Genomic DNA, 23,549 nt, shown 5'->3' on the forward strand with positions numbered 1-23,549 from the left:
CGTGACTGATGCGACCAGCGCCGGCCTCGTCGACCGACTGACCATCGCCGGCACGCGCCTCGGGTCCCGGCTCATCCTGGGCACCGGCGGCGCCACCAGCCACGCCTCTCTCGAGGGGGCGATCCGCGCCTCCGGCACCGAGCTCGTCACCGTGGCGTTGCGTCGCGTGCCGAAGGACGGCGTGGGCGGTCTCCTCGACGTCCTGGCTGACTGCGGCGTTCGCCTGCTGCCCAACACGGCCGGCTGCCGCACGGCACGCGAGGCCGTCCTCACCGCGCGGCTCGGCCGGGAGGCCCTCGAGACCAGCTGGGTCAAGCTCGAGGTCATCGCCGACGACCGGACCCTCCTGCCGGACGTCGTCGAGACCCTCGATGCCGCGGAGGAGCTGGTTCGGGACGGCTTCGTCGTGCTGCCCTACACGACCGACGACCCGATCGCCGCGCAGCGGCTCGTCGATGTCGGCTGCGGCGCAGTCATGCCGCTGGGGGCGCCGATCGGCAGCGGCATGGGGATCCGCAACCCCCACGCCATCGAGCTGATCCGAGAGCTCGTCGACGTGCCCGTCATCCTCGACGCGGGGATCGGGACGGCCTCCGACGCAGCCCTCGCGATGGAGCTCGGCTGCGACGCCGTCCTCCTCGCCTCCGCGGTCACTCGAGCCGAGGACCCAGAGGCGATGGCGCACGCCATGCGGCACGCCGTCTCAGCAGGCTGGCTCGCACGGCACGCAGGACGGATCCCGGTGCGCCGCCTGGCGCTCGCCTCCTCGCCCGCCGAGGGGCTGGTCGACGCATGACGCAGCCGTATGCCGCCGGGCTGGCGATCGCGGTGACCGACCGTTCCCAGGTCCCCCGCGACCGCAGTCTCCTCGACGTCGTGGGTGCGGTGCTCGAGGGTGGCGCCCACGGGGTGCTCGTGCGCGAGCGCGACCTGCCGCTGGAGGCGCGGGCAGAGCTCGTGGCCGCAGTGGGTCGGCTCTGCGCCGCGCACCGCGCCCTGCTCCTCGTCGCCTCACCCGTCCCGCTCCCTCCCCGAGCCCCGGGTCGATGTGATCGATCGAGCGTTGCATCGGTCGATCACATCGACTCGGGCGGGGGGAGGCGCCTCGGCCTGCACCTGCGCCGCGACGAGCCGGTGCCCCCGACCCTGGACCGGGCCTCGACCCGGGTGGGCCGCTCGTGCCACGACCTGGCGGAGCTGAGGCGTGCCGCCGAGGAGGGACTCGACCACGTCACCGTCTCCCCCGTCGCCCTGTCCGCGTCCAAGCCCGGCCACGGCCCCGCCCTCGGACGAGCGGGCCTGCGCTCGCTGACCGACGTCATCCGCAGCGAGTACTCCCGGGTCCCCACGATCCTGGCCCTGGGTGGCGTGGACCGCGTCACTGCCGGGGCCTGGATCGCGGCTGGCGCCGACGGTGTCGCCGTCATGGGGGCGGTCATGCGGGCCGCCGACCCCGCCGCCGAGATGCGGGCCGTCGTCGACTCGGTCGGCGCTGCTCGGGTGGGTGCCCCGTGACCGTGCATCGGCACGCCGACCCGACCGACGACGCGGGGCCGGCCGGCGCACCCGTTGCAACACCACCCGTGGCGCTGACCGTCGCCGGCTCCGACTGTGGCGGCGGTGCCGGGATCCAGGCGGACCTGGCCACCTTCGCGGCTCTCGGCGTCCACGGCACGAGCGCCGTCACGGCTGTGACGGTCCAGGACACCACCGGCGTCCACGCGGTCCACCCCGTGCCCGTCGACGTCGTGCTGGCCCAGGTCGACTGCGTCCTGAGCGACCTGCGCCCGTCCTCCGTCAAGGTCGGCATGCTCGGCGGGGCGGACCTGACCCTGGCCATCGCCCACCTGGCCCGGGCGGGGCGCCTGCCGAACCTCGTCGTGGACCCGGTCCTCGTCGCCACGAGCGGGCACGCGCTCGCCGGCGACGGTGTCGCGGGCACACTGGCCACGGACCTGCTCCCCTGGTCCGCACTCATCACCCCCAACACCGACGAGGCCGCGGCGCTGCTCGGCGCTGCGCCGCCGACCACCATCGAGGAGCAGGCCGAGCTCGCCCTCGCCCTGAGGGGGCTCGGCGCCCGTGCCGTGGTCGTCACCGGCGGCGCGGCGCCCTCCGCGACGGGCACCGACCGGGTGGACGTCCTCGCCGACCCGGACGGGCTCCACGTCCTGGCCGGACCCGAGATCCCCACCGAGAACGACCACGGCACCGGGTGCACGTTCGCGTCGGCCGCTGCGGCCTTCCTGGCCCGGGGCGAGAGCACCCGTGACGCCGTCCTGTCCGCCCGCGCCTACGTCCGGCACGCCTTGCGCACCTCGGCCGGCTGGCGACTCGGCGCCGGACGCGGTCCGGTCGCGCACACCCGCACCGCCTCCTTCGAGACCATCCCGACCCAGCCGACCACCAGCCAAGGAGCCCGACGATGACGCCTGCCAACCCCGCACGGACCAAGGTCTACGTGCCGAGCGAGCCCAGCGGCATACCCGTGCCCTTCACTGAGGTCACCCTCGCACAGGGCAACGCGCCCTTCCGCCTCTACGACACGTCCGGCCCGGGGAGCGTCCCCGAGGAGGGCCTGGCCCCCCTCCGCGCCGAGTGGATCGCCGAGCGAGGGGACGTCGAGGCCTACGACGGGCGCCGGCGCGACCTCGCCGACGACGGACGGTCCGCCGTGCGCCGCGGCGAGGCGTCACGAGAGTGGCGTGGCGAGCGCCGGGCGCCGCTGCGCGGCAAGGACGGCGAGCGCGTGACCCAGATGGCCTACGCGCGAGCAGGTGTCGTGACGAAGGAGATGGAGTACGTCGCCGCCCGCGAGCGCTGCGACGTCGAGCTCGTGCGCAGCGAGGTCGCCGCCGGGCGGGCGATCATCCCGAGCAACGTCAACCACCCCGAGAGCGAGCCGATGGTCATCGGCCGGCGCTTCCTCGTCAAGATCAACGCCAACATCGGCTACTCCGCCGTGACGAGCTCGATCGCCGAGGAGGTCGAGAAGCTCACCTGGGCGACCCGGTGGGGCGCGGACACCGTGATGGACCTGTCCACCGGCGACGACATCCACACGACCCGCGAGTGGATCGTCCGCAACTCCCCCGTGCCCATCGGCACCGTGCCGATCTACCAGGCTCTCGAGAAGGTCGACGGGGACGCGGCAAGGCTCTCGTGGGACGTGTTCCGCGACACCGTCATCGAGCAGTGCGAGCAGGGCGTCGACTACATGACCATCCACGCCGGCGTCCTGCTGCGCTACGTGCCGATGACGGCCCGCCGGATCACCGGCATCGTCAGCCGTGGCGGCTCGATCATGGCCGGCTGGTGCCTCGCCCACCACGAGGAGAACTTCCTCTACACCCACTTCGACGAGCTGTGCGAGATCTTCGCCCGCTACGACGTCGCGTTCAGCCTCGGCGACGGCCTGCGCCCCGGGTGCACCGCGGACGCCAACGACGAGGCTCAGCTGGCCGAGCTGCGCACCCTCGCCGAGCTGACGCAGCGCGCGTGGGAGTTCGACGTGCAGGTCATGGTCGAGGGTCCGGGCCACGTGCCGCTCAACCTCGTCAAGGAGAACGTCGACCTCCAGCAGGACTGGTGCCACGGCGCACCGTTCTACACGCTGGGCCCGCTCGCGACCGACGTCGCGCCCGGCTACGACCACATCACCTCGGCCATCGGCGCCGCGCACATCGCCTGGCACGGCACGGCGATGCTCTGCTACGTCACCCCGAAGGAGCACCTCGGCCTGCCCAACCGCGACGACGTCAAGACGGGGGTCATCACCTACAAGCTCGCCGCGCACGCCGCCGACCTCGCCAAGGGCCACCCCTACGCCCGCGACTGGGACGACGCGCTCTCCAAGGCCCGGTTCGAGTTCCGGTGGGAGGACCAGTTCAACCTCTCGCTCGACCCCGACACGGCCCGCGCGTTCCACGACGAGACGCTGCCCGCCGAGCCGGCCAAGACGGCGCACTTCTGCTCGATGTGTGGTCCGAAGTTCTGCTCGATGCGGATCAGCCAGGACGTCCGCAGGTATGCCGCCGAGCGCGGTCTCGAGGAGTCCGAGGCCGTGGGTGCCGGGCTGGCCGAGAAGAGCCGCGAGTTCGTCGAGCTGGGCCGGTCGGTCTACGTCGAGGCGCCCTGACCACGCCGGCTCCGCAGCCCTGGTGCGAGGCGTGGAACGACGACAGGGGGTCGCTCCACGCCTCGAACAGCGGGTCGGCGACGGCCGCCTCCTCACTAGGCTGGACGACGTGTCCCCCCGCTCGGTCATCAGCAGCGCCCGCCGCCTCGTCGTCAAGGTCGGCTCGAGCTCGCTGACGGGCGTCGACGGCGGCCTGGACCACGCCCGCCTCGTCGCACTGGCCAACGCGTTGGCGCACAAGCACGAGCGTGGCACCCAGATCGTCCTCGTCAGCTCAGGGGCCATCGCTGCCGGGCTCCACCCCCTCGGCCTGACGGCCCGTCCCCGCGACCTGGCGACGCAGCAGGCAGCGGCGAGCGTCGGTCAGGGAGCCCTGCTCGCCGCCTACACCCAGGCCTTCGCGGCCCACGAGATCACCGTCGGGCAGGTCCTCCTCACGGCCGACGACGTGACACGTCGGACCCACTACGCCAATGCCCGCCGCACCCTCGAGCGCCTTCTCGACCTGCGGGTGCTCCCGATCGTCAACGAGAACGACACCGTCGCGACGACGGAGATCCGCTTCGGCGACAACGACCGGCTCGCCGCCCTCGTGGCGCACCTCATCGACGCCGACGCACTCGTCCTCCTCTCCGACGTCGACGCGCTCTACGACGGTCCACCGAGCCGCGCCGGCACGCAACGGATCCCGGTCGTCAGCGGGCCGGAGGACCTCACGCACGTCGAGGTCGGCGGCGCCGGCTCAAAGGTCGGCACCGGTGGCATGGCAACGAAGATCGAGGCCGCGCGGATCGCGACCGCTGCAGGAGTGACGACGTCGATCACCGCTGCTGACCGCGTCATCCAGGTCCTCGGTGGCGAGGACGTCGGCACGGTGTTCCTTCCCATCGGCCAGCGCGGTCGCTCCCGTCGGCTCTGGCTCGAGCACGCGACGTCGGCACGGGGACGGCTGATCATCGACGACGGCGCCGTGCTCGCGCTCACCCACCGCAAGAAGTCCCTCCTCCCCGCGGGCATCACGGCCGTCGAGGGCAGCTTCCACGACGGCGACCCCGTCGACGTCTGCGCCCCGGACGGCACCCCCGTGGCCCGGGGCCTGGTCAACTACGCCTCGAGCGAGCTGCCCACCCTCCTCGGACGGTCCACGAAGGAGCTGGCCAAGGCGCTCGGTCCGGCCTACGAACGAGAGGTCATCCACCGCGACGACCTCGTCATCCTCTGACCCGGCGCGCGCACCGCAGTAGGCTCACGAGGGTGAGCCGAATCTTCACCACGAGCTTCGCCTCGGTCTACCCCCACTACGTGACGAAGGTCGAGCGGAAGGGTCGCACGAAGGCGGAGCTGGACGAGGTCATCGAGTGGCTGACCGGCTTCGACGAGCCGGCGCTCCGCGACCACCTGTCAGCCGGCACGACGTTCGAGGACTTCTTCGCCGCGGCCCAGCTCAACCCCAGGGCGTCGCTGATCACGGGGACGGTGTGCGGCGTGCGCGTCGAGGAGGTCGAGGACCCGCTGATGCAGCAGATCCGCTACCTCGACAAGCTCGTCGACGAGCTGGCCAAGGGCCGGCCGATGGACCGGGTCCTGCGGGCGTAGTCGCCGGCCGACCCCGGTGCCGCCGCACCAGGACTGCGGGAGGGCTGGGACCAGCGGCACGACGTGGGCGAGCCCAGCGGCATACGGAGTCGCCCGTATGCCGCTGGGCTCGCTGTGCGGGAAGGCGGCGGTCAGTGGTGGGTGGCCGCCTCGGCGCCGTGGCCCGTGAGGGAGCGAACCTCCATCTCGGCGTACTTGGCCGCGTTGTACTCCCTGCTCGTCACCGTGCCGATGTAGCCGAGGATGAACCCCAGCGGGATCGAGATGATGCCCGGGTTGTCGAGCGGGAACCAGTGGAAGTCGACGCCCTGCATCATCGACGGGCTCTTGCCGGTCACCGGGTCGGCGGGCTTGCCGGACACGACGGGCGAGAACACGATGAGCGTGATCGCGCTGACCAGGCCACCGTAGATCGACCACAGCGCGCCCCTGGTGTTGAACCGCTTCCAGAAGAGCGAGTAGAGGATCGTCGGCAGGTTGGCGCTCGCCGCGATCGCGAACGCCAGGGCGACGAGGAAGGCGATGTTCTGCCCGAGGGCGAAGATGCCGCCGATGATCGCCACCGCACCGAGCACGAGAGCCGCGATCCGGGCGACCTTGACCTCCTCCTCGGGGGTGGCCTTCCCGTCCTTGACGATCGTGTTGTAGACGTCGTGCGACAGGCTCGCGGACGCGGTGATCGTCAGGCCTGCCACCACCGCGAGGATGGTGGCGAAGGCGACGCCGGAGATGACCCCGAGGAGGATCTCCCCGCCGAGCGCGAAGGCCAGCAGCGGTGCCGCGGAGTTGACGCCACCCGGAGCCGCCTTGATGGTGCTCGCGCCGACGAGCTCGGCCGCGCCGAAGCCGAGGACGAGGGTGAACAGGTAGAACAGGCCGATGAGCCAGATGGCCCAGACCACGGAGCGGCGCGCCTCACGCGAGGTGGGCACGGTGTAGAAGCGCATCAGCACGTGCGGGAGGCCGGCGGTGCCGAGGACGAGGGCCATCGACAGCGAGATGAAGTCGATCGGGTTCTTGTACTGCAGGCCCGGCATGAGCAGGTCGCGGGCGCTGCCGTCCGGGTTCTTCGGTGCCGCGGCGTTGGCCTCCCCGAGGAGCGTGGAGAGGTTGAGCCCGAACTTCGCGAGCACCCACAGGGTCATGACGCCGGCGCCGAGGATGAGCAGGACGGCCTTGATCATCTGGACCCACGTCGTGCCCTTCATGCCGCCGTAGATGACGTAGAAGAGCATGATCACGCCGACGACGACGATGACCGCCCGCTGCCCCCAGTCCCCTTCGACACCGAGGAGCAGGGCCACGAGACCGCCGGCGCCGGCCATCTGGGCCAGCAGGTAGAAGAACGACACCGCGAGCGTCGAGATGGCCGCGGCGATGCGGACCGGTCGCTGGCGCAGGCGGAACGAGAGCACGTCGGCCATCGTGTACTTGCCGACGTTGCGGAGCAGCTCCGCGACGAGCAGGAGCGCGACGAGCCAGGCGACGAGGAAGCCGATGGAGTAGAGGAACCCGTCGTAGCCGTTGATGGCGATGGCACCGGCGATGCCGAGGAACGACGCCGCCGACAGGTAGTCGCCGGCGATGGCGATGCCGTTCTGGCGGCCGCTGAAGGCGCGACCGCCGGCGTAGTACTCGGCGGCGCTGCGGTTGCCGCGGGACACCTTGATGACGATGGCGAGGGTGATGAGGACGAACACCGCGAAGATCGCGATGTTGAGGATCGGCTCGCCGACCTGCGTCCCTGCCGCAGCGAGCACGGAGAACTGAGCGCTCACTTGGCGCCTCCCATCTTGTGGGCCAGCGCCTCGGCGCGGGTGTCGAACTCACGGTCCGCCCAGCGGGCGTAGTACATCGTGATGGCGAAGGTCGTGACGAACTGGAGCAGCCCGAGGACCAGGCCCCAGGAGATGTTGCCGACGACCTTGCTGCCCATGAAGTCCCTGGCGTAGACCGACAGGAGCACGTAGAGGAAGTACCAGATCAGGAAGAACGCGGTCATCGGGAAGACGAACCTGCGGAACCTGCGCCGCAGCTCGACGAAGTCCGGTGAGTTCTGCAGCTCGATGTACGGGTCGTCGGCCACGGGTGCCTGAGCATCGTTGCTCACTTGAAGCCACCTCCGTTGGTGGTTGTCGGGGGTGGGCACACGCTAGGAGGTGTGACGCAGGTAACGGCACCCGCCGGGGTGGCCCCGTCGGTGAACGGTGCCGACGGGTCGCCGTGCGCGCGCGGATTCTGCGACGAGCGGTCGGTGATCAGCGACGAGCGGTCAGTCGATCCGGCCGCGGACCGTGCTGCTCCTCGGGGTTGAACGGTCCCCGGTTGAGGGTCAGGTGCTCGGGGGCATGGAGGCGGACCATCGTCTGCGCCACGTGCGGCGGCTGCCGGTGCCGGGTGGCGATCGAGACGCTGATCATCGTCGCGAAGGCGGCGGGCACGGTGATCGCCGCCGGCTGCGTGAGGATGGCCCCGAGCACACCGTCGGCGTCGACACCGGTCATGGTCGTGAGGACGGCCGTCATCGACAGCGACCCCCCGACGACGAGACCGGCGATGACGCCTGCGGCCGTGAGCCGCCGCCACCAGATCCCGAGGACGAGCATCGGGCAGAACGTCGATGCGGCCACGGCGAAGGCCAGCTCGACGGCGTGGGCGACCGGGACCTGGGCCGCCACGACGGTGAGCCCCAGCCCGAGTCCGACGGCGAGCAGGGTGGCGAGGCGGAACGCGCTCACCCCGTGCCCCAGCTCCGTGCGGCGGCGCAGGACGTCCTGGCTGAGCACGCCGGCGACGGAGACGACGAGCCCCATCGAGGTCGACAGGAACGCGGCGAAGGCCCCCGCCGCGATGAGGGCGGTGAGCAGGTCGGCGAGCACTCCGGAGAAGATCCGGCTCGGCAGCTCGAGGACGACCGAGTCCGCGCGGCCCGAGGTGACGAGGTCGGAGGCGAGCATCCGGCCGAGAATCCCGTAGGCCACGGGCAGCAGGTAGAACGCCCCGAGCAGGGCGAGCACGACGAGCGTCGTCCGGCGCGCCGCGCGGCCGTCCGGGTTGGTGTAGAAGCGGACCACGACGTGCGGCAGGCCCATGGTGCCGAGGAAGGTGGCGAGCACGAGCGAGTAGGTCAGGTAGAGGGCGTAGTCACCGGAGAGCGGCTCTGCCCAGTCCACCGCGTCGAGGCGCCTGACGACCTCGGGAGCCCCGCCCGTGACGAACGCGCCGACGAGGAAGAAGATCGGCGTCAGCAGCGCAGCGAGCTTGAGCCAGTAGTGGAACGCCTGGACGAGGGTGACGCTGCGCATGCCGCCGGGAAGGACGTTGAGCGAGACGATGATGGCGACGACGACCTGCCCGACCCACAGCGGCGCGCCCGTCAGCGTGCGCAGGGTCAGTCCGGCGCCTTGGAACTGCGGGATGAGATAGAGCATCCCGACGCCGACGACGAGCAGGCTGGCGACGTGGCGCGCCTGGCTCGACTCGACGCGCAGCTGGGCGAAGTCGGGCAACGTGTAGGCGCCGGAGCGGCGCAGCGGTGCGGCGACGAAGACGAGCAGGAGCAGGTAGCCGGCCGTCCATCCGACGGGCAGCCAGAGCATGTCGACACCGCGGGCGAGGATGAGGCCGGCGACGCCGAGGAAGGACGCGGCCGAGAGGTACTCACCGCTGATGGCCGAGGCGTTGAGGACTGGGCCCACGACCCGGGAGGCGACGTAGAAGTCGCTCATCGTCCGGGAGATCCGCAGCCCGAACGCGCCGACGCCGAGCGACGCGAGCGCGACGAGGATCACGGCGACGACGCTGGCAGCGGTGCTCACGGGCCGCTCGGGCCGGTCTTCGGTGTGGTGGTCGCTCTGGTCGGCGCTGTGGTCATCGAGGCGTCACCTCCTCCTACCGGGTGTCGAGCAGGTCGCTGAAGGCAGCCTCGTTGCGCTCGGCCCGGCGCACGTAGAACACCCCCAGCGCGACGATCTCGACGAACGCCACGAGGGTGAGGATGACCCACGGGACCGGGATGCCGAGGACGACGACGCGTCCCCAGGCGGGCACCAGATGGAGGACGAGCGGCACGAGCCCGAGAGTGAGGACCAACGCCGCCACGACGGCGAGGGCGAGCCGCAGCTGGCTGCGCATGAGCGAGTCGACGTAGACCTCGCCGAGCCGGCTCTGCGCGTCGATCTCGGAGGCGATCGAGACGCGGCGGGCGCGGGCGGCCACGGTGCGAGGGGATGTGACCGTCACGCGGGTGGGCGGCTCGCTCACCGACGACGCCGTATGCCGCTGGGCTGGCTCCCGGGTCATCGTCGCTCCTTGGCCGGCTGGGCCCGCTTGATGAGCAGGTCGCGCAGGCCCCGGGCGTGGCGGCGGCTCACCCCCAGCTCGTGCCCGCCGACGACGACGGTCGTGCGCCCGCCCTCGGTACGCCACTCGGTGATGTGGCCCAGGGCGACGAGGAGCGAGCGGTGGATCCGGACGAACCCCGCGTCCCGCCACTGGTCGGCCAGCGTGGTCAGCGGGACCCGGACGAGGTGGCTGCCGGTCGCGGTGTGCAACCGGGCGTAGTCTCCCTGAGCCTCGACGTAGAGGACCTCGGAGCGTGGGATGAGCCGACTCACGCCGGCGAGCTCGACGAGGATGCTGTCGTCCTCGGTGCCCGGGGCCGACTCGCGGCCCTCGATCCGGCTGACGACGCGGCGCACCGCCTCGGCGAGGCGCTCGTCGCGGACCGGCTTGAGGACGTAGTCGACGACGTTGAGCTCGAAGGCGTCGACGGCATGCTGCTCGTGCGCGGTGACGAAGACCACCGGCGGCTTCGTCGAGAAGCGTGCGAGGACCCGAGCCAGGTCGAGGCCGGTGAGGCCAGGCATCTGGACGTCCATGAAGATCGCGTCGACCGGACGCTCGTGGAGGATCCGGAGCGCCTCGGCCGCCGAGTCGGAGGCGATGACCTCGCCGATCCGCTCCTCCCGGCCGAGCAGCCACACCAGCTCGTCGAGGGCGGGCGCCTCGTCGTCGAGCGCGAGCACCCGGAGGCGCTCCGGTGCCGCGCCGGCCGGGGCAGGCGTCGCGCTCGTCATCGCAGCGTCCCAGTCATGCGGGCGTCCCGACCAGGTGGGCGCCGCGGTCGCGTGCCGGCCTCATACATGGACCCCGGGCCGGAACTTCGGCAGCCGGACCGTGACCTTGGTGCCGGCCCCCTCGGCGGTCTCGACGACGATCCCGTAGTCGTCGCCGAACGCGGCGCGGAGCCGCTCGTCGACGTTGGCGAGTCCGACGGAGTCGGTGTTGCCGTCGCCGGCAAGGGCGCGGCGCACCTTCTCCGGCTGCTCCCCCACTCCGTTGTCCTCGATGGTGACCACGCACTCGTGGTCGGCGTCCTGGGCGAGGATGGTGATCTCGCCGTCGCCCACCTTGCCCTCGATCCCGTGCTGGACGGCGTTCTCGACGAGCGGCTGGAGGCAGAGGAACGGCACGACGACGGGCAGCACCTCCGGGGCGACGCGCAGGGTGACCCGCAGCCGGTCCCCGAAGCGGGCCTTCTCGATGACGAGGTAGGCCTCGATGGATCGCAGCTCCTCCGCGAGGGTGGTGAACTCGCCGTGCTTGCGGAAGGAGTATCTCGTGAACTCGGCCAGGTCGAGGAGCAGCTCTCGGGCGCGGTCGGGATCCGTGCGCGTGAAGGAGGCGATGGCCGTCAGCGAGTTGTAGATGAAGTGCGGGCTGATCTGGGCCCGCAGGGCACGGACCTCGGCCTCCATGAGCCGGGTGCGCGACGCGTCGAGCTCGGCGAGCTCGAGCTGGCCCGACACCCAGCGCGCGACCTCGGTCGTCGCCCGGACGAGACCGGCTGAGGCGGATCCGGTGAAGACCTGGAGGGTGCCGACGACCTTCTCCTCGACCTCCAGTGGGGCGACGATGGCCTGCCGGATCAGGCAGGACGGCTCGATGCACGCGATGTCCGGACCGTCGACGACGACGGTGCGTCCGTTGCCCAGCGTGCCGGCGGCGATGACGGGAGGCTGGGCCGCGTGGTGGTGGTGGCTGCCGTCCCAGGCGAGCAGGCCGGTCGTGTCGGTCATCGCGACGGCCGGGGCTCCGAGCAGCGCCCGGAGGTACTTGAGGGAGCGTTCGGCCGACGAGGCGTTGAGCCCGGCCCGCAGCGGCGGGGACGCCTGCGACGCGGTGTGCAGCGTGCGGAAGGTGGCCCGGTCGGCCTCGGTGCCGAGGTGACCGCGGCGCAGCAACGCACCCCACGAGCTCATGGGGTCACCCTAGGACACGTGACGCTCAGGCGTCGTCGTCCTCGCGGCGCAGGTGCCACAGGTCCGAGCGGCGCTCCTCGTCGAGCTCCTCCTGCGTGGCAGCCCGCGCGGCATAGCGGTCCTTCATCGCCTCGCGCTTCTCGTCGCGCGTCGGGCGGGCCCCTTCGTCGAGGCGCAGGTCGGTGCCGCGCGCCCCGAGGAGCTCGGCGCCGGACTGGAGGGTGGGCTCCCAGTCGAAGACGACGGCGTCGTCGGAGGAGCCGATGACGACCGTGTCGCCGGCGACCGCTCCGACCTTGTAGAGCTCCTCCTCGACCCCGAGCCGGGCCAGGCGGTCGGCGAGGTAGCCCACGGCCTCGTCGTTGCTGAAGTCGGTCTGCCGGACCCAGCGGATGGGCCGCTCCCCGGTGACGCGGTAGAAGGGGCCGTCGGGGCCGTTCTCGCGGGCGACCGTGAAGCCCTGGTCGTCGACGGATCTGGGCCGCAGCACGACGCGCGGTGGGACGACCGCCTCGATCTCGGCACGCGCCGTCTCGACGTGCCGGGCCATCGCATAGGTGAGCTCCTTGAGCCCGAGGTGGGCCACGGCCGAGACGATGAACACCTCGTAGCCGCGCGCCTCGAGGTCGGGCCTGACCATCTCGGCGAGCTCGCGCGCCTCGGGCACGTCGGCCTTGTTGAGCACGATGAGGCGGGTCCGGTCGCCGAGTGGGCGTCCGCCGAGGTCGGCATCGGGCACGTAGAGCGACAGCTCCCGCTCGATGACGTCGAGGTCGGTGAGCGGGTCCCGGCCCGGCTCGAGGGTGGCGCAGTCGATGACGTGGGCGAGCACCGAGCAGCGCTCGACGTGCCGCAGGAACTCGAGCCCGAGCCCCTTGCCCTCGTGGGCACCGGGGATCAGGCCGGGGACGTCGGCGATGGTGAACCTGCTCGTGCCCGCGGTGACGACGCCGAGGTTGGGGACCAACGTGGTGAACGGGTAGTCGGCGATCTTCGGCTTCGCCGCCGACAGGACCGACACGAGCGAGGACTTCCCGGCGCTGGGGAAGCCGATGAGGGCGACATCGGCGAGGGTCTTCAGCTCGAGGACGACGTCGACGTCCTCGCCCGGCTCGCCGAGGAGCGCGAACCCGGGGGCCTTCCGGCGGGCCGAGGCGAGCGCCTTGTTGCCGAGCCCGCCGCGCCCACCGCGGGCGATGACGTGCTCGGTGCCCATGCCGACCAGATCGACGACGATCCGGCCGTCCGCATCCTTGACGACCGTGCCCTCGGGAACCGGGAGGACCAGGTCGGCGCCGTCGGCTCCGTTGCGCTCGTCGCCCCCACCCGGCTTGCCGTTGTCGGCCTTGCGGTGCGGGTGGCGGTGATAGTCGAGCAGGGTCGTCGCCTGGGGGTCCACCCGCAGGATGACCGAGCCACCATGGCCACCGTTGCCGCCGTCGGGCCCGCCGAGCGGCTTGAACTTCTCACGCTTGACCGAAGCGACACCGTGCCCCCCGCTGCCCGCGGTCAGGTGCAGGACGGCACGATCCACGAAGTTGACTGCCATGGGTCTTCACTCTTCCAGATCTACCGAGCCACAAATCGAAAGAGCAGTTCGCGACGGGGGTGCCCCTGGCGAACTGCTCTTTCGAACGAAAAGGTGTCGCGAACTGCTCTTTCGATGGGTGATCAGGCGATCACTCCGCTGCGACGGCCTCGACTGAGTCGATGTTGACCGTCTTGCGACCGCGCTTGGTGCCGAAGCGAACGGCGCCCGCGACGAGCGCGAACAGCGTGTCGTCGCCGCCGCGGCCGACCCCGTCACCCGGGTGGAAGTGCGTGCCGCGCTGGCGGACGAGGATCTCGCCGGCGTTGACCTGCTGGCCGCCGTAGCGCTTGACGCCGAGCCGCTGTGCGTTCGAGTCGCGACCGTTGCGAGTCGAGGACGCACCCTTCTTGTGTGCCATGTCAGTTGCTCCTTGTGAGTCTGTGTAGCCGTGAGACGCCGGGCGTCGATCAGGCGTTGATCTCCGTGATCTTGACCTGGGTCAGCGGCTGGCGGTGACCCTGGCGCTTCTTGTAGCCGGTCTTGTTCTTGTACTTGATGATGGTGATCTTGGGGCCCTTGGCCGGCTTGACGACCTCGGCCTTGACGGACACCTTCGACAGCTTGTCGGCGTCGGACGTCACCGTGGCACCGTCGACGAGGAGCAGCGGCGTGAGCTCGACGGCGTCGCCGGGCTGACCCGTCACCTTGTCGATGAGCAGGACATCGCCCACCGAGACCTTCTCCTGGCGACCGCCAGCGCGAACAATCGCGTACACAGTGAAACTCACTCTCTGAATCAGGACTGGAGCGCCGCTTTCGGCACCGGCCCGTCAACACGGGCCCGGTGGGCGCACCGAGGATCTAGGCTACCGGCTGGGACGGCTCCGACCAAACCGGCCAGCCAGGCACCCCGGCTCAGGCCTCGGTCGACGAGGTCCGTGGCGGGCCCGCAGGCGCGACGACTCGTCCACGGCGGCGGCGGGTCGGCGCGGCGGTGACCTCTGGAGCCGGCTCCACGACCGGGTGGGGCGCCTCCATCGCGGGCGACTCCACCACGGCCTGCTCGGCCCCAGGCCGGGCCTCGGCCTCAGGCTGGGCCCCGGCCTGCTCGCGCCGGTCGACGTCGGTCCGCTCGACCTCGCGCTCCACCCGGCCGACCTGGCCGACCTGGTCGACCTGGTCGACGTGGTCGACCTGCTCAGGATGGTGCTGCGCGGCGTCGGCCTCGTCGCCCTCCCCCTCGGGGGCGGTCGTGGCCGCGGCGCTCTTCAGCGCCGCCGCATGGGCTGCTGCGGCGATCTGCGCCGCCGTCGGTCCCGCGGGCTTGCTCGGCTCGGCCGGTGCCGGGGTGGGGGTGGGGGTGTTCGAGCCGCTCTTCGAGCCGCTGTTCGAGCCGGTGTTCGAGCCGCTGTTCGAGCCGCCGGAGGCGCCGCGCCGGGCGCGCCGACCGGAACGGGCACCGCCCTGGTCGCCGGTGTCGACGGTCGCCGAGCCTTGGCCCACCGGATCGGAGTGGATCACGTAGCCGCGCCCGTTGCAGTGCTCGCAGGTCTCGGAGAAGACCTCGATGAGCCCGGAGCCGACCCGCTTGCGGGTCATCTGCACGAGGCCGAGCGAGGTGACCTCGGCGACCTGGTGCTTGGTGCGGTCGCGCCCGAGGCACTCCAGGAGCCGTCGCACGACGAGCTCCCGGTTGCTCTCGAGGACCATGTCGATGAAGTCGATGACGATGATGCCGCCGATGTCGCGCAGCCGGAGCTGGCGGACGATCTCCTCGGCGGCCTCGAGGTTGTTCTTCGTGACCGTCTCCTCGAGGTTGCCCCCGGACCCGACGAACTTGCCGGTGTTGACGTCGACGACGGTCATCGCCTCGGTGCGGTCGATCACGAGAGACCCGCCGGAGGGCAGCCAGACCTTGCGGTCCATCGCCTTGGCGAGCTGCTCGTCCACACGGTGGTGGCTGAAGAGGTCCTCCTCACCGGTCCACCGCGTGACCCGGTCGGCGAGGTCGGGGGCGACCGAGCTGATGTAGGGGTGGATCTCGTTCCAGGCCTGGTCACCCGACACGACCAGCTCCTTGAAGTCCTCGTTGAAGACGTCGCGGATGACCCGGACCGTCAGGTCCGGTTCACCGTGCAGCAGCAGGGGCGCCGAGCCGGTCGGGCTCGACCCGGTGCCACCGTTCTTCTTCCGACCCTTCGACTTGCCGGCCTTCGGAGTGGACGAGCCCTCGGCACGGGCCTGGATGTCCTCCCACGTCGCGCTCAGTCGCTCGACGTCGGCCCGCAGCTCCTCCTCGCTCGCCCCCTCGGCGGCCGTGCGCACGATGACCCCGGCGGAGTCCGGCACGACCTCACGCAGGATCTTCTTGAGGCGGGTCCGCTCCGTGTCGGGCAGCTTTCGGCTGATGCCGGTCATCGAGGAGTTCGGCACGTAGACGAGGTAACGCCCCGGCAGCGAGATCTGGGACGTCAGCCGCGCCCCCTTGTGCCCGATCGGGTCCTTGGTCACCTGGACCAGCACCGTCTGGCCCGAGCTCAGGGCGTTCTCGATCCGCTTCGGCTCGTTGGCCTCGAGGCCGGCGGCGTCCCAGTTGACCTCGCCGGCGTAGAGGACCGCGTTGCGGCCCTTCCCGATGTCGACGAAGGCGGCCTCCATCGAGGGCAGGACGTTCTGAACCCGGCCGAGGTAGATGTTGCCGGCCATGGACACGTTGGTCGCCTGGTCGATGTAGTGCTCGACGAGGACGCCGTCCTCGAGGACCCCCATCTGGGTGCGGCCATCCTTGTTGCGCACGACCATGATCCGGTCGACGGCCTCACGACGAGCCAGGAACTCGGCCTCGGTGATGACCGTCCTGCGTCGACCGGCCTCCCGGCCCTCGCGTCGGCGCTGCTTCTTCGCCTCGAGGCGGGTCGAGCCCTTGACCCCGAGCGGCTCGTCCGACTGGACGCGCGGCTGACGGACCCGGGTCGAGACGTTGGGGGCGTCCTCGGTGGCATCGCTCGAGCCGGAGCCGGCCCGCCGCCTCCGGCGCCGCCGACGGCTCGAGGCACCCTCCTCGTCCTCCCCGGACTCGTCCTCGCCGTCCATGCCGGCGGACTCCTCGTCCATACCGCCGTCGCCGGTGTCGGTGGCCTCCTCGGCCTCGTCGTCGGCGCCCTCGGACTCGTTCTCGTCGACGTCACTGGCCCCTCGTCCACGGCGGCCCTTGCCGCCACGACGACGGCGGGACCGGCGCGCGCCGGCACCCTCATCGCTCGGCTCGTCCTCTCGACCTTCCGGCTCGGAGGGCTCGCGGTCGAGGTCCTCGGCCGGCTCGGCCGGAGGGACCTCGACGGCGGGGGCCTCTGCCCGGCGGCGCCGACGGGTCGGGGCGGCGAGCGCGGCCGCGGGGTCCGGCGGCTGGAACAGCACACTGAAGCTGGGGATGACCGCGGCCACCGGTGGAGCGGGGGCAGCCTCGTCGGCCTCGGCCGGCTCCTCCGTGTCGGGCTCCTCTTCGGACGTCGCCGCTGCGTCGACCGGGGCGGCTGCCTCGGTGAGGGCGACCGACTCGAGCACGTCCTGCGTCTCCGCCTCGGCCTTCTTGGCGCGCTTTCGCGGGGCGGCTGCCTTGCGGGCGGCGCGCTTGCGGGCGGGTGCCGCCACGGGAGTGTCGTCCTCGCTCACCGGGGCGGGGGCCGGCTCGCCGGCCGGTTCCTCGGCCGTCGGGTCCGGCGCGGTCATCGCGGTGGTCGCGGCCTTCGTCGCACGGCGCGGCGCGCGCTTGCGCGGAGCCCGCCCCGCTGGGGCTGCAGCCGCGTCGGGGACGGGCTCAGCGGCATACGGCGTGGTCTGGGTCGCCCCCTCGAAGAGGGTGGCGCGCTCCTCGCCCGAGTCGCCCCTGCTGTCGGTCGGTGTGGTGTCGTTGGGTGCCATCCGGCAACCTCCCGTCGGGTGCGGGGTGACCCACACCGCCGGCCGAAGCCGTCACCACCGCACGAGCACGGTCTTGTCGAGTCGGTCGTCGCGCCACGGGTGGCGGACGGAAGTCGTCTTGTTACATCGGAAAATGGTTCGCGCGGGGGCGCGGCCCCATGATCTGATGCCGTCGGCGTTCTCGTCGGCAACCAGTTCGCTGGTCACGCCAGCGGGTCGGTCACCCTCGCGGTTGCGGTGTCGAGCGGTCCCTGGGCCAGTCGCGTCACCAGTGGTGGACGCGGCGGCGCCAAGTCGGCAATCTCACGCAGCGCGGTCAGAATGTCGTCGGGGCGAACGGCAGGTGTGGTGTGCCGTACGACCATGCGCAGTATCGCACAGTCGGCGGCGTTCTCGTGATTCGACGCGGCCGGGTGAGATTCCCGGGACACGTCGGCGGACACGATCGCCGCCCGGACGTCGAAGGTGCGCGGACCCGACTTCGTCATCCTCGTCACCTCTGCGGTCTCGCGTTCGAGGAGCCGTCCGAGCGCCGCAGCGACGGCCGCCACCGCCACCCCGGTGAACTCCACGCGCCACTCGCTGGCCTGGAGCCGGTCGGCCAGCGACCCCGACCCGGCCTCGACGACCTGGACGATGTCGAGGCCAGCCGGCAGGGCTTCGTCCAGGGCGACCCGGAGGGACTCCGGGTCCACGCGCTCGGTGACCTGCAGCTCGACGTACTCGGCTTCGCTCGCCGTGCCCGTGGAGGCCGCGTTGGCGTAGCTGATCTTCGGGTGTGGGTGGAAGCCCGCCGAGAACGCCATGGGGACGCCGGCCCGACGCAGGGCGCGCTCCAGCGCGCGCTGGAAGTCGCGGCTCGACGTGAAGCGCAGCCGTCCCCGCTTCGTGTAGCGGACGCGCAGCTTCTGCACGGCCGGATCGGGTGCCGGTCCCTCCGGGACGCGCTGACGAGGTGGGGCCATGCGCGGCAGGCTAACGGACGGCAGGCCGTATGCCGCTGGGCCGGCTTCCGGTCAGTCGCTTCCTCGGGCGCGTTGCTGGGCGGCACGACGCTCCTGCGCGAGCCGCCGCCGCTCGGCCACGTCGGCGTCGTCGAGCCGGGTCGCCTCGGTCAGGGTCGGCGCGGTTCCCCCCATCGACGCGGGGAGGAACTTGAGGTCGGCTCCGGTGAGCGGCTCGTAGGTGGCGCGCAGCACATCGAGCATCTCCTGCATCACGGCCTTGTAGTCGGCCGTCACCGCGTCGGGATCCGCGTCCGGGGGGACGGGGATCGGCTCGCCGACGGAGACGGAGATCGGGATGTTGGTCCGGCCCAGGCGTTTGGGGTGGCCCTTGGTCCAGACCCGCTGCGAGCCCCAGACCACCACAGGCAGGATCGGCACGCCGGCCTCCGCCGCCATCCGGGCGGCACCCGACTTGAACGCCTTGAGCTCGAAGGAGCGGCTGATCGTCGCCTCCGGGAAGACCCCGACGATCTCACCCCGGCGCAGCGCCTCGACGGCCCGTCGGTAGGACGCGGCCCCCGCGGCGCGGTCGACCGCGATGTGGTGCATGCCGCGCATGAGCGGGCCGCTCACCGGGTGCGAGAAGACCGACTCCTTGGCCATGAAGCGCACCAGGCGCCCCGACTTCTGCGCGGCGAGGCCCGCATAGGTGAAGTCCATGTAGCCGATGTGGTTGATGGCCATGACGGCGCCACCGGACATCGGGACGTTGTCCTCGCCGAGCATGGTGAAACGCAGCCCCTGAAGGGCGAAGATGGTGCGGGCGAACGCGATGACCGGTGAGTAGACGGGCTCCATGGGGACACTCTGCCCTGCCACGGCAGGGACCGTAATCCTCCCTGGGCCACGAGGAGCCGTCAGCCCCGTGACCATCGCCACACGGCGGCTCTCGTCGGCCGGGTCGCCGAGCGGCGGGGCCGCTCGCCGGCGGCACGCGGTCAGGGGCACGGGCAGCCGCATGGAAGGATTGGACGCATGACTGACGCGCCTGCCCCCACGCCCTCGCGGATTCCGGAGCGCCCGACGCTCGACGGCCTCGAGGAGAAGTGGACGCAGGTATGGAAGGACGAGCAGACCTACGCGTTCGACCGGGCCCGCGCCCTGTCCCTGCCGCGCGAGCAGGTCTTCGCCATCGACACACCCCCACCCACGGCGTCCGGCTCGCTCCACGTCGGCCACGTGTTCTCCTACACGCACACCGACTGCATGGCCCGCTACAAGCGGATGCAGGGTCTCGAGGTCTTCTACCCGATCGGCTGGGACGACAACGGCCTGCCGACCGAGCGTCGGGTGCAGAACTACTACGGCGTGCGCGGCGACGCCACGCTGCCCTACGAGGACGGCTTCGAGCCGCCCTTCACCGAGGGTGTCGACGCGAACGGCAAGGCGATCAAGCCCGCCGACCAGCGACCGGTCAGCCGCAAGAACTTCATCGAGCTGTGCGACGTGCTCACGGTCAAGGACGAGGAGACCTTCGAGTCGCTCTTCCGGCGGCTCGGTTTCTCGCTCGACTGGAACATCTCCTACCGCACCATCGACGAGCGGTCCCGGGCCGTGGCCCAGCAGGCCTTCCTGCGCAACTACGCCCGCGGCGAGGCCTACCAGTCCGAGGCCCCCGGCCTCTGGGACGTGACCTTCCAGACCGCCGTCGCCCAGGCAGAGCTCGAGGCGCGGGACTACCCCGGGGCCTACCACCGGGTCGCGTTCCACCGCGACGGTGCCTCCGGCGCGTCGGAGCCGGTGTACATCGAGACGACGCGTCCCGAGCTCATCCCGTCCGTGGTGGCCCTCATCGCCCACCCGGACGACGAGCGCTACCAGCCGCTCTTCGGCACCACCGTGCGCTCGCCCCTCTTCGACGTCGAGGTGCCGGTCCTGGCGCACCCCGCCGCCGAGATGGACAAGGGCGCCGGCATCGCCATGTGCTGCACCTTCGGTGACCTCACCGACGTCATGTGGTGGCGCGAGCTGCAGCTGCCGATCCGGTCGCTGATCACCCGCAACGGTCGCCTCCAGGCCGAGACGCCCGAGTGGGTCGCCGGTGGCCCGGGAGAGTCGCTGTATGCCGCTGAGCTGGCCACCAAGACCACGTTCAGTGCCCGTGAGGCCGTGGTTCGTGCCCTGCGCGAGTCCGGTGACCTCGACGGGGAACCGCAAAAGACGCAGCGCAAGGCGAACTTCTACGAGAAGGGCGACAAGCCCCTCGAGATCGTGACATCTCGCCAGTGGTACATCCGCAACGGCGGCCGCGAGGCCGACCTCCGAGCCGACCTCGTGGCCCGAGGCGACGAGATCGCCTTCCACCCGAGCTTCATGCGGGCCCGGTACCGCAACTGGGTCGAGGGCCTCAACGGCGACTGGCTCATCTCCCGGCAGCGCTTCTTCGGGGTGCCGTTCCCGGTGTGGTACCCCGTGACCGCCGATGGCGAGACCGACCACGACCACCCCATCCTCGCTCCCGAGGCGGCCCTGCCCGTCGACCCCCAGATCGACGTGCCCGAGGGGTACGACGAGTCGCAGCGCGGCGAGCCGGGCGGCTTCGTGGCCGACCCCGACATCATGGACACGTGGGCGACGTCCTCCCTGTCCCCCCAGATCGCTGCCGGCTGGCCGGTCCGGGGCGGCGAGGGCCCCGGGTCCGACCCCGAGCTCTTCGAGGCGCTCTTCCCCATGGACATGCGCCCGCAGGCGCACGACATCATCCGCACGTGGCTGTTCGCCACCGTGGTCCGTGCGCACCACGAGCACGGCACGGTGCCGTGGCGCAACGCCGCGATCAGCGGCTGGATCCTCGACCCGGACCGCAAGAAGATGAGCAAGTCGAAGGGCAACGCCGAGACGCCGGAGGACGTCGTCAAGGCGCATGGAGCCGACGCCGTCCGGTACTGGGCCGCCTCGGGCCGGCTCGGGACCGACGCCGCCTACGACACCGGCCAGATGAAGGTCGGCCGACGCCTTGCGATCAAGGTGCTCAACGCGTCGAAGTTCGCGCTCGGCTTCGGCGAGGTGTCCGGCGAGCTTCGCGCGACCGTCACGAACCCCCTCGACCTGTCGATGCTCGCCGCGCTCGGCGACGTCGTCGACAAGGCGACCCACGGGTTCGAGTCGTGGGACTACACGCGCTCCCTCGAGGTGACCGAGACGTTCTTCTGGACCTTCTGCGACGACTACCTCGAGCTCGTCAAGGACCGCGCCTACGGCGGTCGGGGTGAGAGCGAGGCGGCCAGCGCCCGCGCCGCACTGCGGATCGCGCTCGAGACGCTGTTGCGGCTCTTCGCGCCGTTCATCCCGTACGCCACGGAGGAGGTGTGGTCCTGGTTCGAGCAGGGCTCGGTGCACCGACAGGCCTGGCCGGTCCGCGACGAGCTGCCCGTCGGTGGCGACCCGGCCGTGCTCGCCACGGTGAGCGAGGCCCTGGCCGGCGTCCGCAAGGTGAAGTCCGAGGCGAAGCTCGGCATGCGCGCCGAGATCCGGACGATGACGCTCGTCGGGCCGGCAGCACAGCTCGACCACGTCCGCGTGGCCGAGGGGGACCTGCGGGCCACCGGCCGGATCGGCGACCTCACCTACGGGGAGGGTGACGGCATCGAGGTGCGGGAGGCCGAGCTGATCCCCATGGACCAGCGCCCGTCCCACCCGGCCTGACCTGACCTGACCTGACTAAGGTTGACCCCATGTCTCTCAGGGGGATCAAGGGGATCAAGGGGGTCAAGGGGGTCAAGGGGGTCAAGGCGGTCATGCGGGCCCGGGCCGTCACTGGCGCCGTCGGTGCCGCCGTGCTCGTCATGGGGGCTCTGGTCGTGGCAGCGTCCAGCGGCCCCGCCGACCTCGTGAGCCGACCGAGCGCGCCGGTGAGGTCACCGCTCCCCACGCTGAGCCCCGAGCAGACCTTGACCGACCTCCCCCGTGAGGCAGGCTCGGAGGAGGGCGTCGGGGGTTGGGACCCGGACAGCCTCTTCGCCGTCCTGCTCCAGGTGTTCGTCGTCCTGGTCATCATCGCGGTGCTCGTCCTCTTCGGCCTCGCCCTGCGCGACCTGCTCAGGCGGGTCACGCCCCGGCTGACGACCGAGGCCGAGCCTGACTTCCCCGCCCCCGACGTCCCCAGAGGCATCCTCGACGGCGCCGACACCGGCCTCGAGGCCCTCGAGCGAGGCGCCCCCCGCAACGCGATCGTCGCAGCGTGGGTGGCGCTCGAGCTCGCTGCGACCGGAGCAGGACTCCCCCGCCACCCTCCCGAAACCTCCACGGAGTACGTCGAGCGGGTGTTGCAGGTCTGGGCCGTCGACGCCCGCGACCTCGGTGAGCTGGCCGCTCTCTACCGCGAGGCGCGCTTCTCGACACACCCGCTGACGGAGACGCACCGACGTCGGGCCGTCTCGGCCCTCACCTCGATCCGGGCGGATCTCGGGCGCGCGCCGCAGGGCACTGACCTGGCCGAGCCTGAGCCGACCCGCGCCCACTCCAGGCCGCCGGAAGGTGGCCGGCCATGAGCAGCCAGCCCAGCGGCATACGACCCCTGCTTCGGGTGCTCCGCCCCTGGCGTCGACGGTTCATCGGCATCGCCCTCACCTGGTCGGTCATCGCCCTCTTCACCGCCCTCATCGGGCTCCGTCCCGACGTCCCGCGCCTCGCGGTCGTCCTCGTCGCGGCAGCAGCGGTCGTGTGGTACGCCGTCGACCACTCCGCCAGCCAGCAGCTGGCGGTCTGGCCGCTCACCGACAGCGACCTCACCGGCGGCAACCGGGGCAACGACTCGCAGGTCACCAACCTCGCCGCCCGCCTCGAGGCGGCCAACGGGCACCGGGAGGGCCGAGCCGAGCTCGTCCACCACCTCCACACCCGGCTGAGCGAGATCATCCGGGAGCGCCTCTACTCCAAGCACGGCATCGTCATCGAGGAGGAGCCGAAATGGGCCCAGGGCGTCATGCCACCGGACCTGTGGGACTTCCTCGTGACGCTGCCACCGACCGACCTGTACCGCCCCGACCGACTTGACCAGATCCTCCGACGAATCGAGCAGTGGTGACGCGCATGACCGACTTCAGTGACATGGCCTCCGTGAGCAGCGCGAGCAGCGTGCCCGCCGAGGAGGC

Annotated in this window: 22 protein-coding genes; 9 read left to right on the forward strand and 13 right to left on the reverse strand. The window is 71.5% G+C overall.

Annotation, left to right across the window (positions count from 1 at the left end; genetic code table 11):
* The first annotated feature begins 1 nt into the window (after window position 1).
* The 6 genes from ABWV20_RS14810 to ABWV20_RS14835 all read left to right on the forward strand — a co-directional run bounded on the left by ABWV20_RS14810 (window position 2) and on the right by ABWV20_RS14835 (window position 5,734).
* Window positions 2–796: a thiazole synthase gene (locus ABWV20_RS14810; protein WP_353356372.1), complete on the forward strand. Its 795-nt coding sequence runs from the start codon at window positions 2–4 to the stop codon at window positions 794–796.
* Window positions 793–1,515, forward strand: a complete 723-nt coding sequence (locus ABWV20_RS14815) for a thiamine phosphate synthase (RefSeq protein WP_353356374.1) — start codon at window positions 793–795, stop codon at window positions 1,513–1,515. The genes ABWV20_RS14810 and ABWV20_RS14815 overlap by 4 nt, the downstream gene beginning before the upstream one ends.
* Entirely contained in the window at window positions 1,512–2,429 is a 918-nt protein-coding gene (thiD, locus tag ABWV20_RS14820) for a bifunctional hydroxymethylpyrimidine kinase/phosphomethylpyrimidine kinase (RefSeq protein ID WP_353356376.1), read from the forward strand. Before ABWV20_RS14815 ends, thiD begins: the two co-directional genes overlap by 4 nt.
* A complete protein-coding gene (gene thiC, locus ABWV20_RS14825) occupies window positions 2,426–4,138 on the forward strand; it encodes a phosphomethylpyrimidine synthase ThiC (RefSeq protein ID WP_353356378.1) in 1,713 nt (570 codons plus the stop codon). Before thiD ends, thiC begins: the two co-directional genes overlap by 4 nt.
* A gap of 109 nt (window positions 4,139–4,247) precedes the next feature.
* Entirely contained in the window at window positions 4,248–5,360 is a 1,113-nt protein-coding gene (proB, locus tag ABWV20_RS14830) for a glutamate 5-kinase (protein ID WP_353356380.1), read from the forward strand.
* Between the two features lie 32 nt (window positions 5,361–5,392).
* Window positions 5,393–5,734, forward strand: a complete 342-nt coding sequence (locus ABWV20_RS14835; RefSeq protein ID WP_353356382.1) for a DUF2200 domain-containing protein — start codon at window positions 5,393–5,395, stop codon at window positions 5,732–5,734.
* Between the two features lie 131 nt (window positions 5,735–5,865).
* Here the strand turns inward: ABWV20_RS14835 and ABWV20_RS14840 are convergent, their stop codons facing one another.
* From ABWV20_RS14840 to ABWV20_RS14900, 13 genes are all read right to left on the reverse strand, one after another.
* Window positions 5,866–7,512: a monocarboxylic acid transporter gene (locus ABWV20_RS14840; RefSeq protein WP_353356384.1), complete on the reverse strand. Its 1,647-nt coding sequence runs from the start codon at window positions 7,510–7,512 to the stop codon at window positions 5,866–5,868.
* Window positions 7,509–7,844: a DUF485 domain-containing protein gene (locus tag ABWV20_RS14845; RefSeq protein ID WP_353356386.1), complete on the reverse strand. Its 336-nt coding sequence runs from the start codon at window positions 7,842–7,844 to the stop codon at window positions 7,509–7,511. The genes ABWV20_RS14840 and ABWV20_RS14845 overlap by 4 nt, the downstream gene beginning before the upstream one ends.
* A gap of 148 nt (window positions 7,845–7,992) precedes the next feature.
* On the reverse strand, window positions 7,993–9,552 hold the full coding sequence (locus ABWV20_RS14850) for a sodium/solute symporter (protein WP_353356388.1): 1,560 nt from the start codon (window positions 9,550–9,552) through the stop codon (window positions 7,993–7,995).
* Window positions 9,553–9,625: 73 nt separating this feature from the next.
* On the reverse strand, window positions 9,626–10,036 hold the full coding sequence (locus ABWV20_RS14855) for a hypothetical protein (protein WP_353356390.1): 411 nt from the start codon (window positions 10,034–10,036) through the stop codon (window positions 9,626–9,628).
* On the reverse strand, window positions 10,033–10,812 hold the full coding sequence (locus ABWV20_RS14860; RefSeq protein ID WP_353356392.1) for a LytR/AlgR family response regulator transcription factor: 780 nt from the start codon (window positions 10,810–10,812) through the stop codon (window positions 10,033–10,035). Before ABWV20_RS14860 ends, ABWV20_RS14855 begins: the two co-directional genes overlap by 4 nt.
* Window positions 10,813–10,872: 60 nt before the next feature.
* A complete protein-coding gene (locus ABWV20_RS14865; RefSeq protein ID WP_353356394.1) occupies window positions 10,873–11,997 on the reverse strand; it encodes a sensor histidine kinase in 1,125 nt (374 codons plus the stop codon).
* A gap of 25 nt (window positions 11,998–12,022) precedes the next feature.
* Window positions 12,023–13,546, reverse strand: coding sequence for a GTPase ObgE (gene obgE, locus ABWV20_RS14870; protein WP_353356396.1), 1,524 nt, complete (start codon window positions 13,544–13,546; stop codon window positions 12,023–12,025).
* A gap of 130 nt (window positions 13,547–13,676) precedes the next feature.
* A complete protein-coding gene (rpmA, locus tag ABWV20_RS14875) occupies window positions 13,677–13,946 on the reverse strand; it encodes a 50S ribosomal protein L27 (RefSeq protein ID WP_353356398.1) in 270 nt (89 codons plus the stop codon).
* A 49-nt stretch (window positions 13,947–13,995) separates the two neighbouring features.
* The gene (gene rplU / locus ABWV20_RS14880; protein ID WP_353356742.1) at window positions 13,996–14,304 is read right to left on the reverse strand and encodes a 50S ribosomal protein L21; all 309 of its coding nucleotides are present in this window, start codon (window positions 14,302–14,304) and stop codon (window positions 13,996–13,998) included.
* 139 nt (window positions 14,305–14,443) lie between these two features.
* On the reverse strand, window positions 14,444–17,449 hold the full coding sequence (locus ABWV20_RS14885) for an Rne/Rng family ribonuclease (protein WP_353356400.1): 3,006 nt from the start codon (window positions 17,447–17,449) through the stop codon (window positions 14,444–14,446).
* A gap of 51 nt (window positions 17,450–17,500) precedes the next feature.
* Window positions 17,501–17,656 (reverse strand): hypothetical protein, encoded by a 156-nt coding sequence (locus tag ABWV20_RS14890; protein WP_353356402.1) that lies wholly within the window; start codon window positions 17,654–17,656, stop codon window positions 17,501–17,503.
* Window positions 17,653–18,414, reverse strand: a complete 762-nt coding sequence (locus tag ABWV20_RS14895) for a TIGR03936 family radical SAM-associated protein (RefSeq protein ID WP_353356404.1) — start codon at window positions 18,412–18,414, stop codon at window positions 17,653–17,655. The genes ABWV20_RS14890 and ABWV20_RS14895 overlap by 4 nt, the downstream gene beginning before the upstream one ends.
* A gap of 51 nt (window positions 18,415–18,465) precedes the next feature.
* Window positions 18,466–19,254, reverse strand: coding sequence for a lysophospholipid acyltransferase family protein (locus ABWV20_RS14900; protein ID WP_353356744.1), 789 nt, complete (start codon window positions 19,252–19,254; stop codon window positions 18,466–18,468).
* Window positions 19,255–19,431: 177 nt separating this feature from the next.
* Between ABWV20_RS14900 and valS the strand changes: the two genes are divergently transcribed.
* From valS to ABWV20_RS14915, 3 genes are read left to right on the forward strand one after another with little or no spacing between them, the layout of a single operon-like run.
* Window positions 19,432–22,101, forward strand: a complete 2,670-nt coding sequence (gene valS, locus ABWV20_RS14905; protein ID WP_353356406.1) for a valine--tRNA ligase — start codon at window positions 19,432–19,434, stop codon at window positions 22,099–22,101.
* 29 nt (window positions 22,102–22,130) lie between these two features.
* On the forward strand, window positions 22,131–22,946 hold the full coding sequence (locus ABWV20_RS14910) for a DUF4129 domain-containing protein (protein ID WP_353356408.1): 816 nt from the start codon (window positions 22,131–22,133) through the stop codon (window positions 22,944–22,946).
* On the forward strand, window positions 22,943–23,482 hold the full coding sequence (locus ABWV20_RS14915; RefSeq protein WP_353356410.1) for a hypothetical protein: 540 nt from the start codon (window positions 22,943–22,945) through the stop codon (window positions 23,480–23,482). Before ABWV20_RS14910 ends, ABWV20_RS14915 begins: the two co-directional genes overlap by 4 nt.
* Window positions 23,483–23,549: the final 67 nt, after the last annotated feature.

The organism is Intrasporangium sp. DVR (assembly GCF_040365325.1).
Taxonomy (GTDB): domain Bacteria; phylum Actinomycetota; class Actinomycetes; order Actinomycetales; family Dermatophilaceae; genus Intrasporangium.

What these genes read in the sequence shown, in the direction of transcription:
- ABWV20_RS14855 (WP_353356390.1), bottom strand. Translation starts at nt 10,036, where the DNA reads ATGACCCGGGAGCCAGCCCAGCGGCATACGGCGTCGTCGGTGAGCGAG.
- ABWV20_RS14900 (WP_353356744.1), bottom strand. Translation starts at nt 19,254, where the DNA reads ATGGAGCCCGTCTACTCACCGGTCATCGCGTTCGCCCGCACCATCTTC.
- ABWV20_RS14915 (WP_353356410.1), top strand. Translation starts at nt 22,943, where the DNA reads ATGAGCAGCCAGCCCAGCGGCATACGACCCCTGCTTCGGGTGCTCCGC.
- valS (WP_353356406.1), top strand. Translation starts at nt 19,432, where the DNA reads ATGACTGACGCGCCTGCCCCCACGCCCTCGCGGATTCCGGAGCGCCCG.
- obgE (WP_353356396.1), bottom strand. Translation starts at nt 13,546, where the DNA reads ATGGCAGTCAACTTCGTGGATCGTGCCGTCCTGCACCTGACCGCGGGC.
- ABWV20_RS14895 (WP_353356404.1), bottom strand. Translation starts at nt 18,414, where the DNA reads ATGGCCCCACCTCGTCAGCGCGTCCCGGAGGGACCGGCACCCGATCCG.
- ABWV20_RS14910 (WP_353356408.1), top strand. Translation starts at nt 22,131, where the DNA reads ATGTCTCTCAGGGGGATCAAGGGGATCAAGGGGGTCAAGGGGGTCAAG.
- ABWV20_RS14885 (WP_353356400.1), bottom strand. Translation starts at nt 17,449, where the DNA reads ATGGCACCCAACGACACCACACCGACCGACAGCAGGGGCGACTCGGGC.
- ABWV20_RS14860 (WP_353356392.1), bottom strand. Translation starts at nt 10,812, where the DNA reads ATGACGAGCGCGACGCCTGCCCCGGCCGGCGCGGCACCGGAGCGCCTC.
- rpmA (WP_353356398.1), bottom strand. Translation starts at nt 13,946, where the DNA reads ATGGCACACAAGAAGGGTGCGTCCTCGACTCGCAACGGTCGCGACTCG.
- ABWV20_RS14815 (WP_353356374.1), top strand. Translation starts at nt 793, where the DNA reads ATGACGCAGCCGTATGCCGCCGGGCTGGCGATCGCGGTGACCGACCGT.
- thiC (WP_353356378.1), top strand. Translation starts at nt 2,426, where the DNA reads ATGACGCCTGCCAACCCCGCACGGACCAAGGTCTACGTGCCGAGCGAG.
- ABWV20_RS14865 (WP_353356394.1), bottom strand. Translation starts at nt 11,997, where the DNA reads ATGAGCTCGTGGGGTGCGTTGCTGCGCCGCGGTCACCTCGGCACCGAG.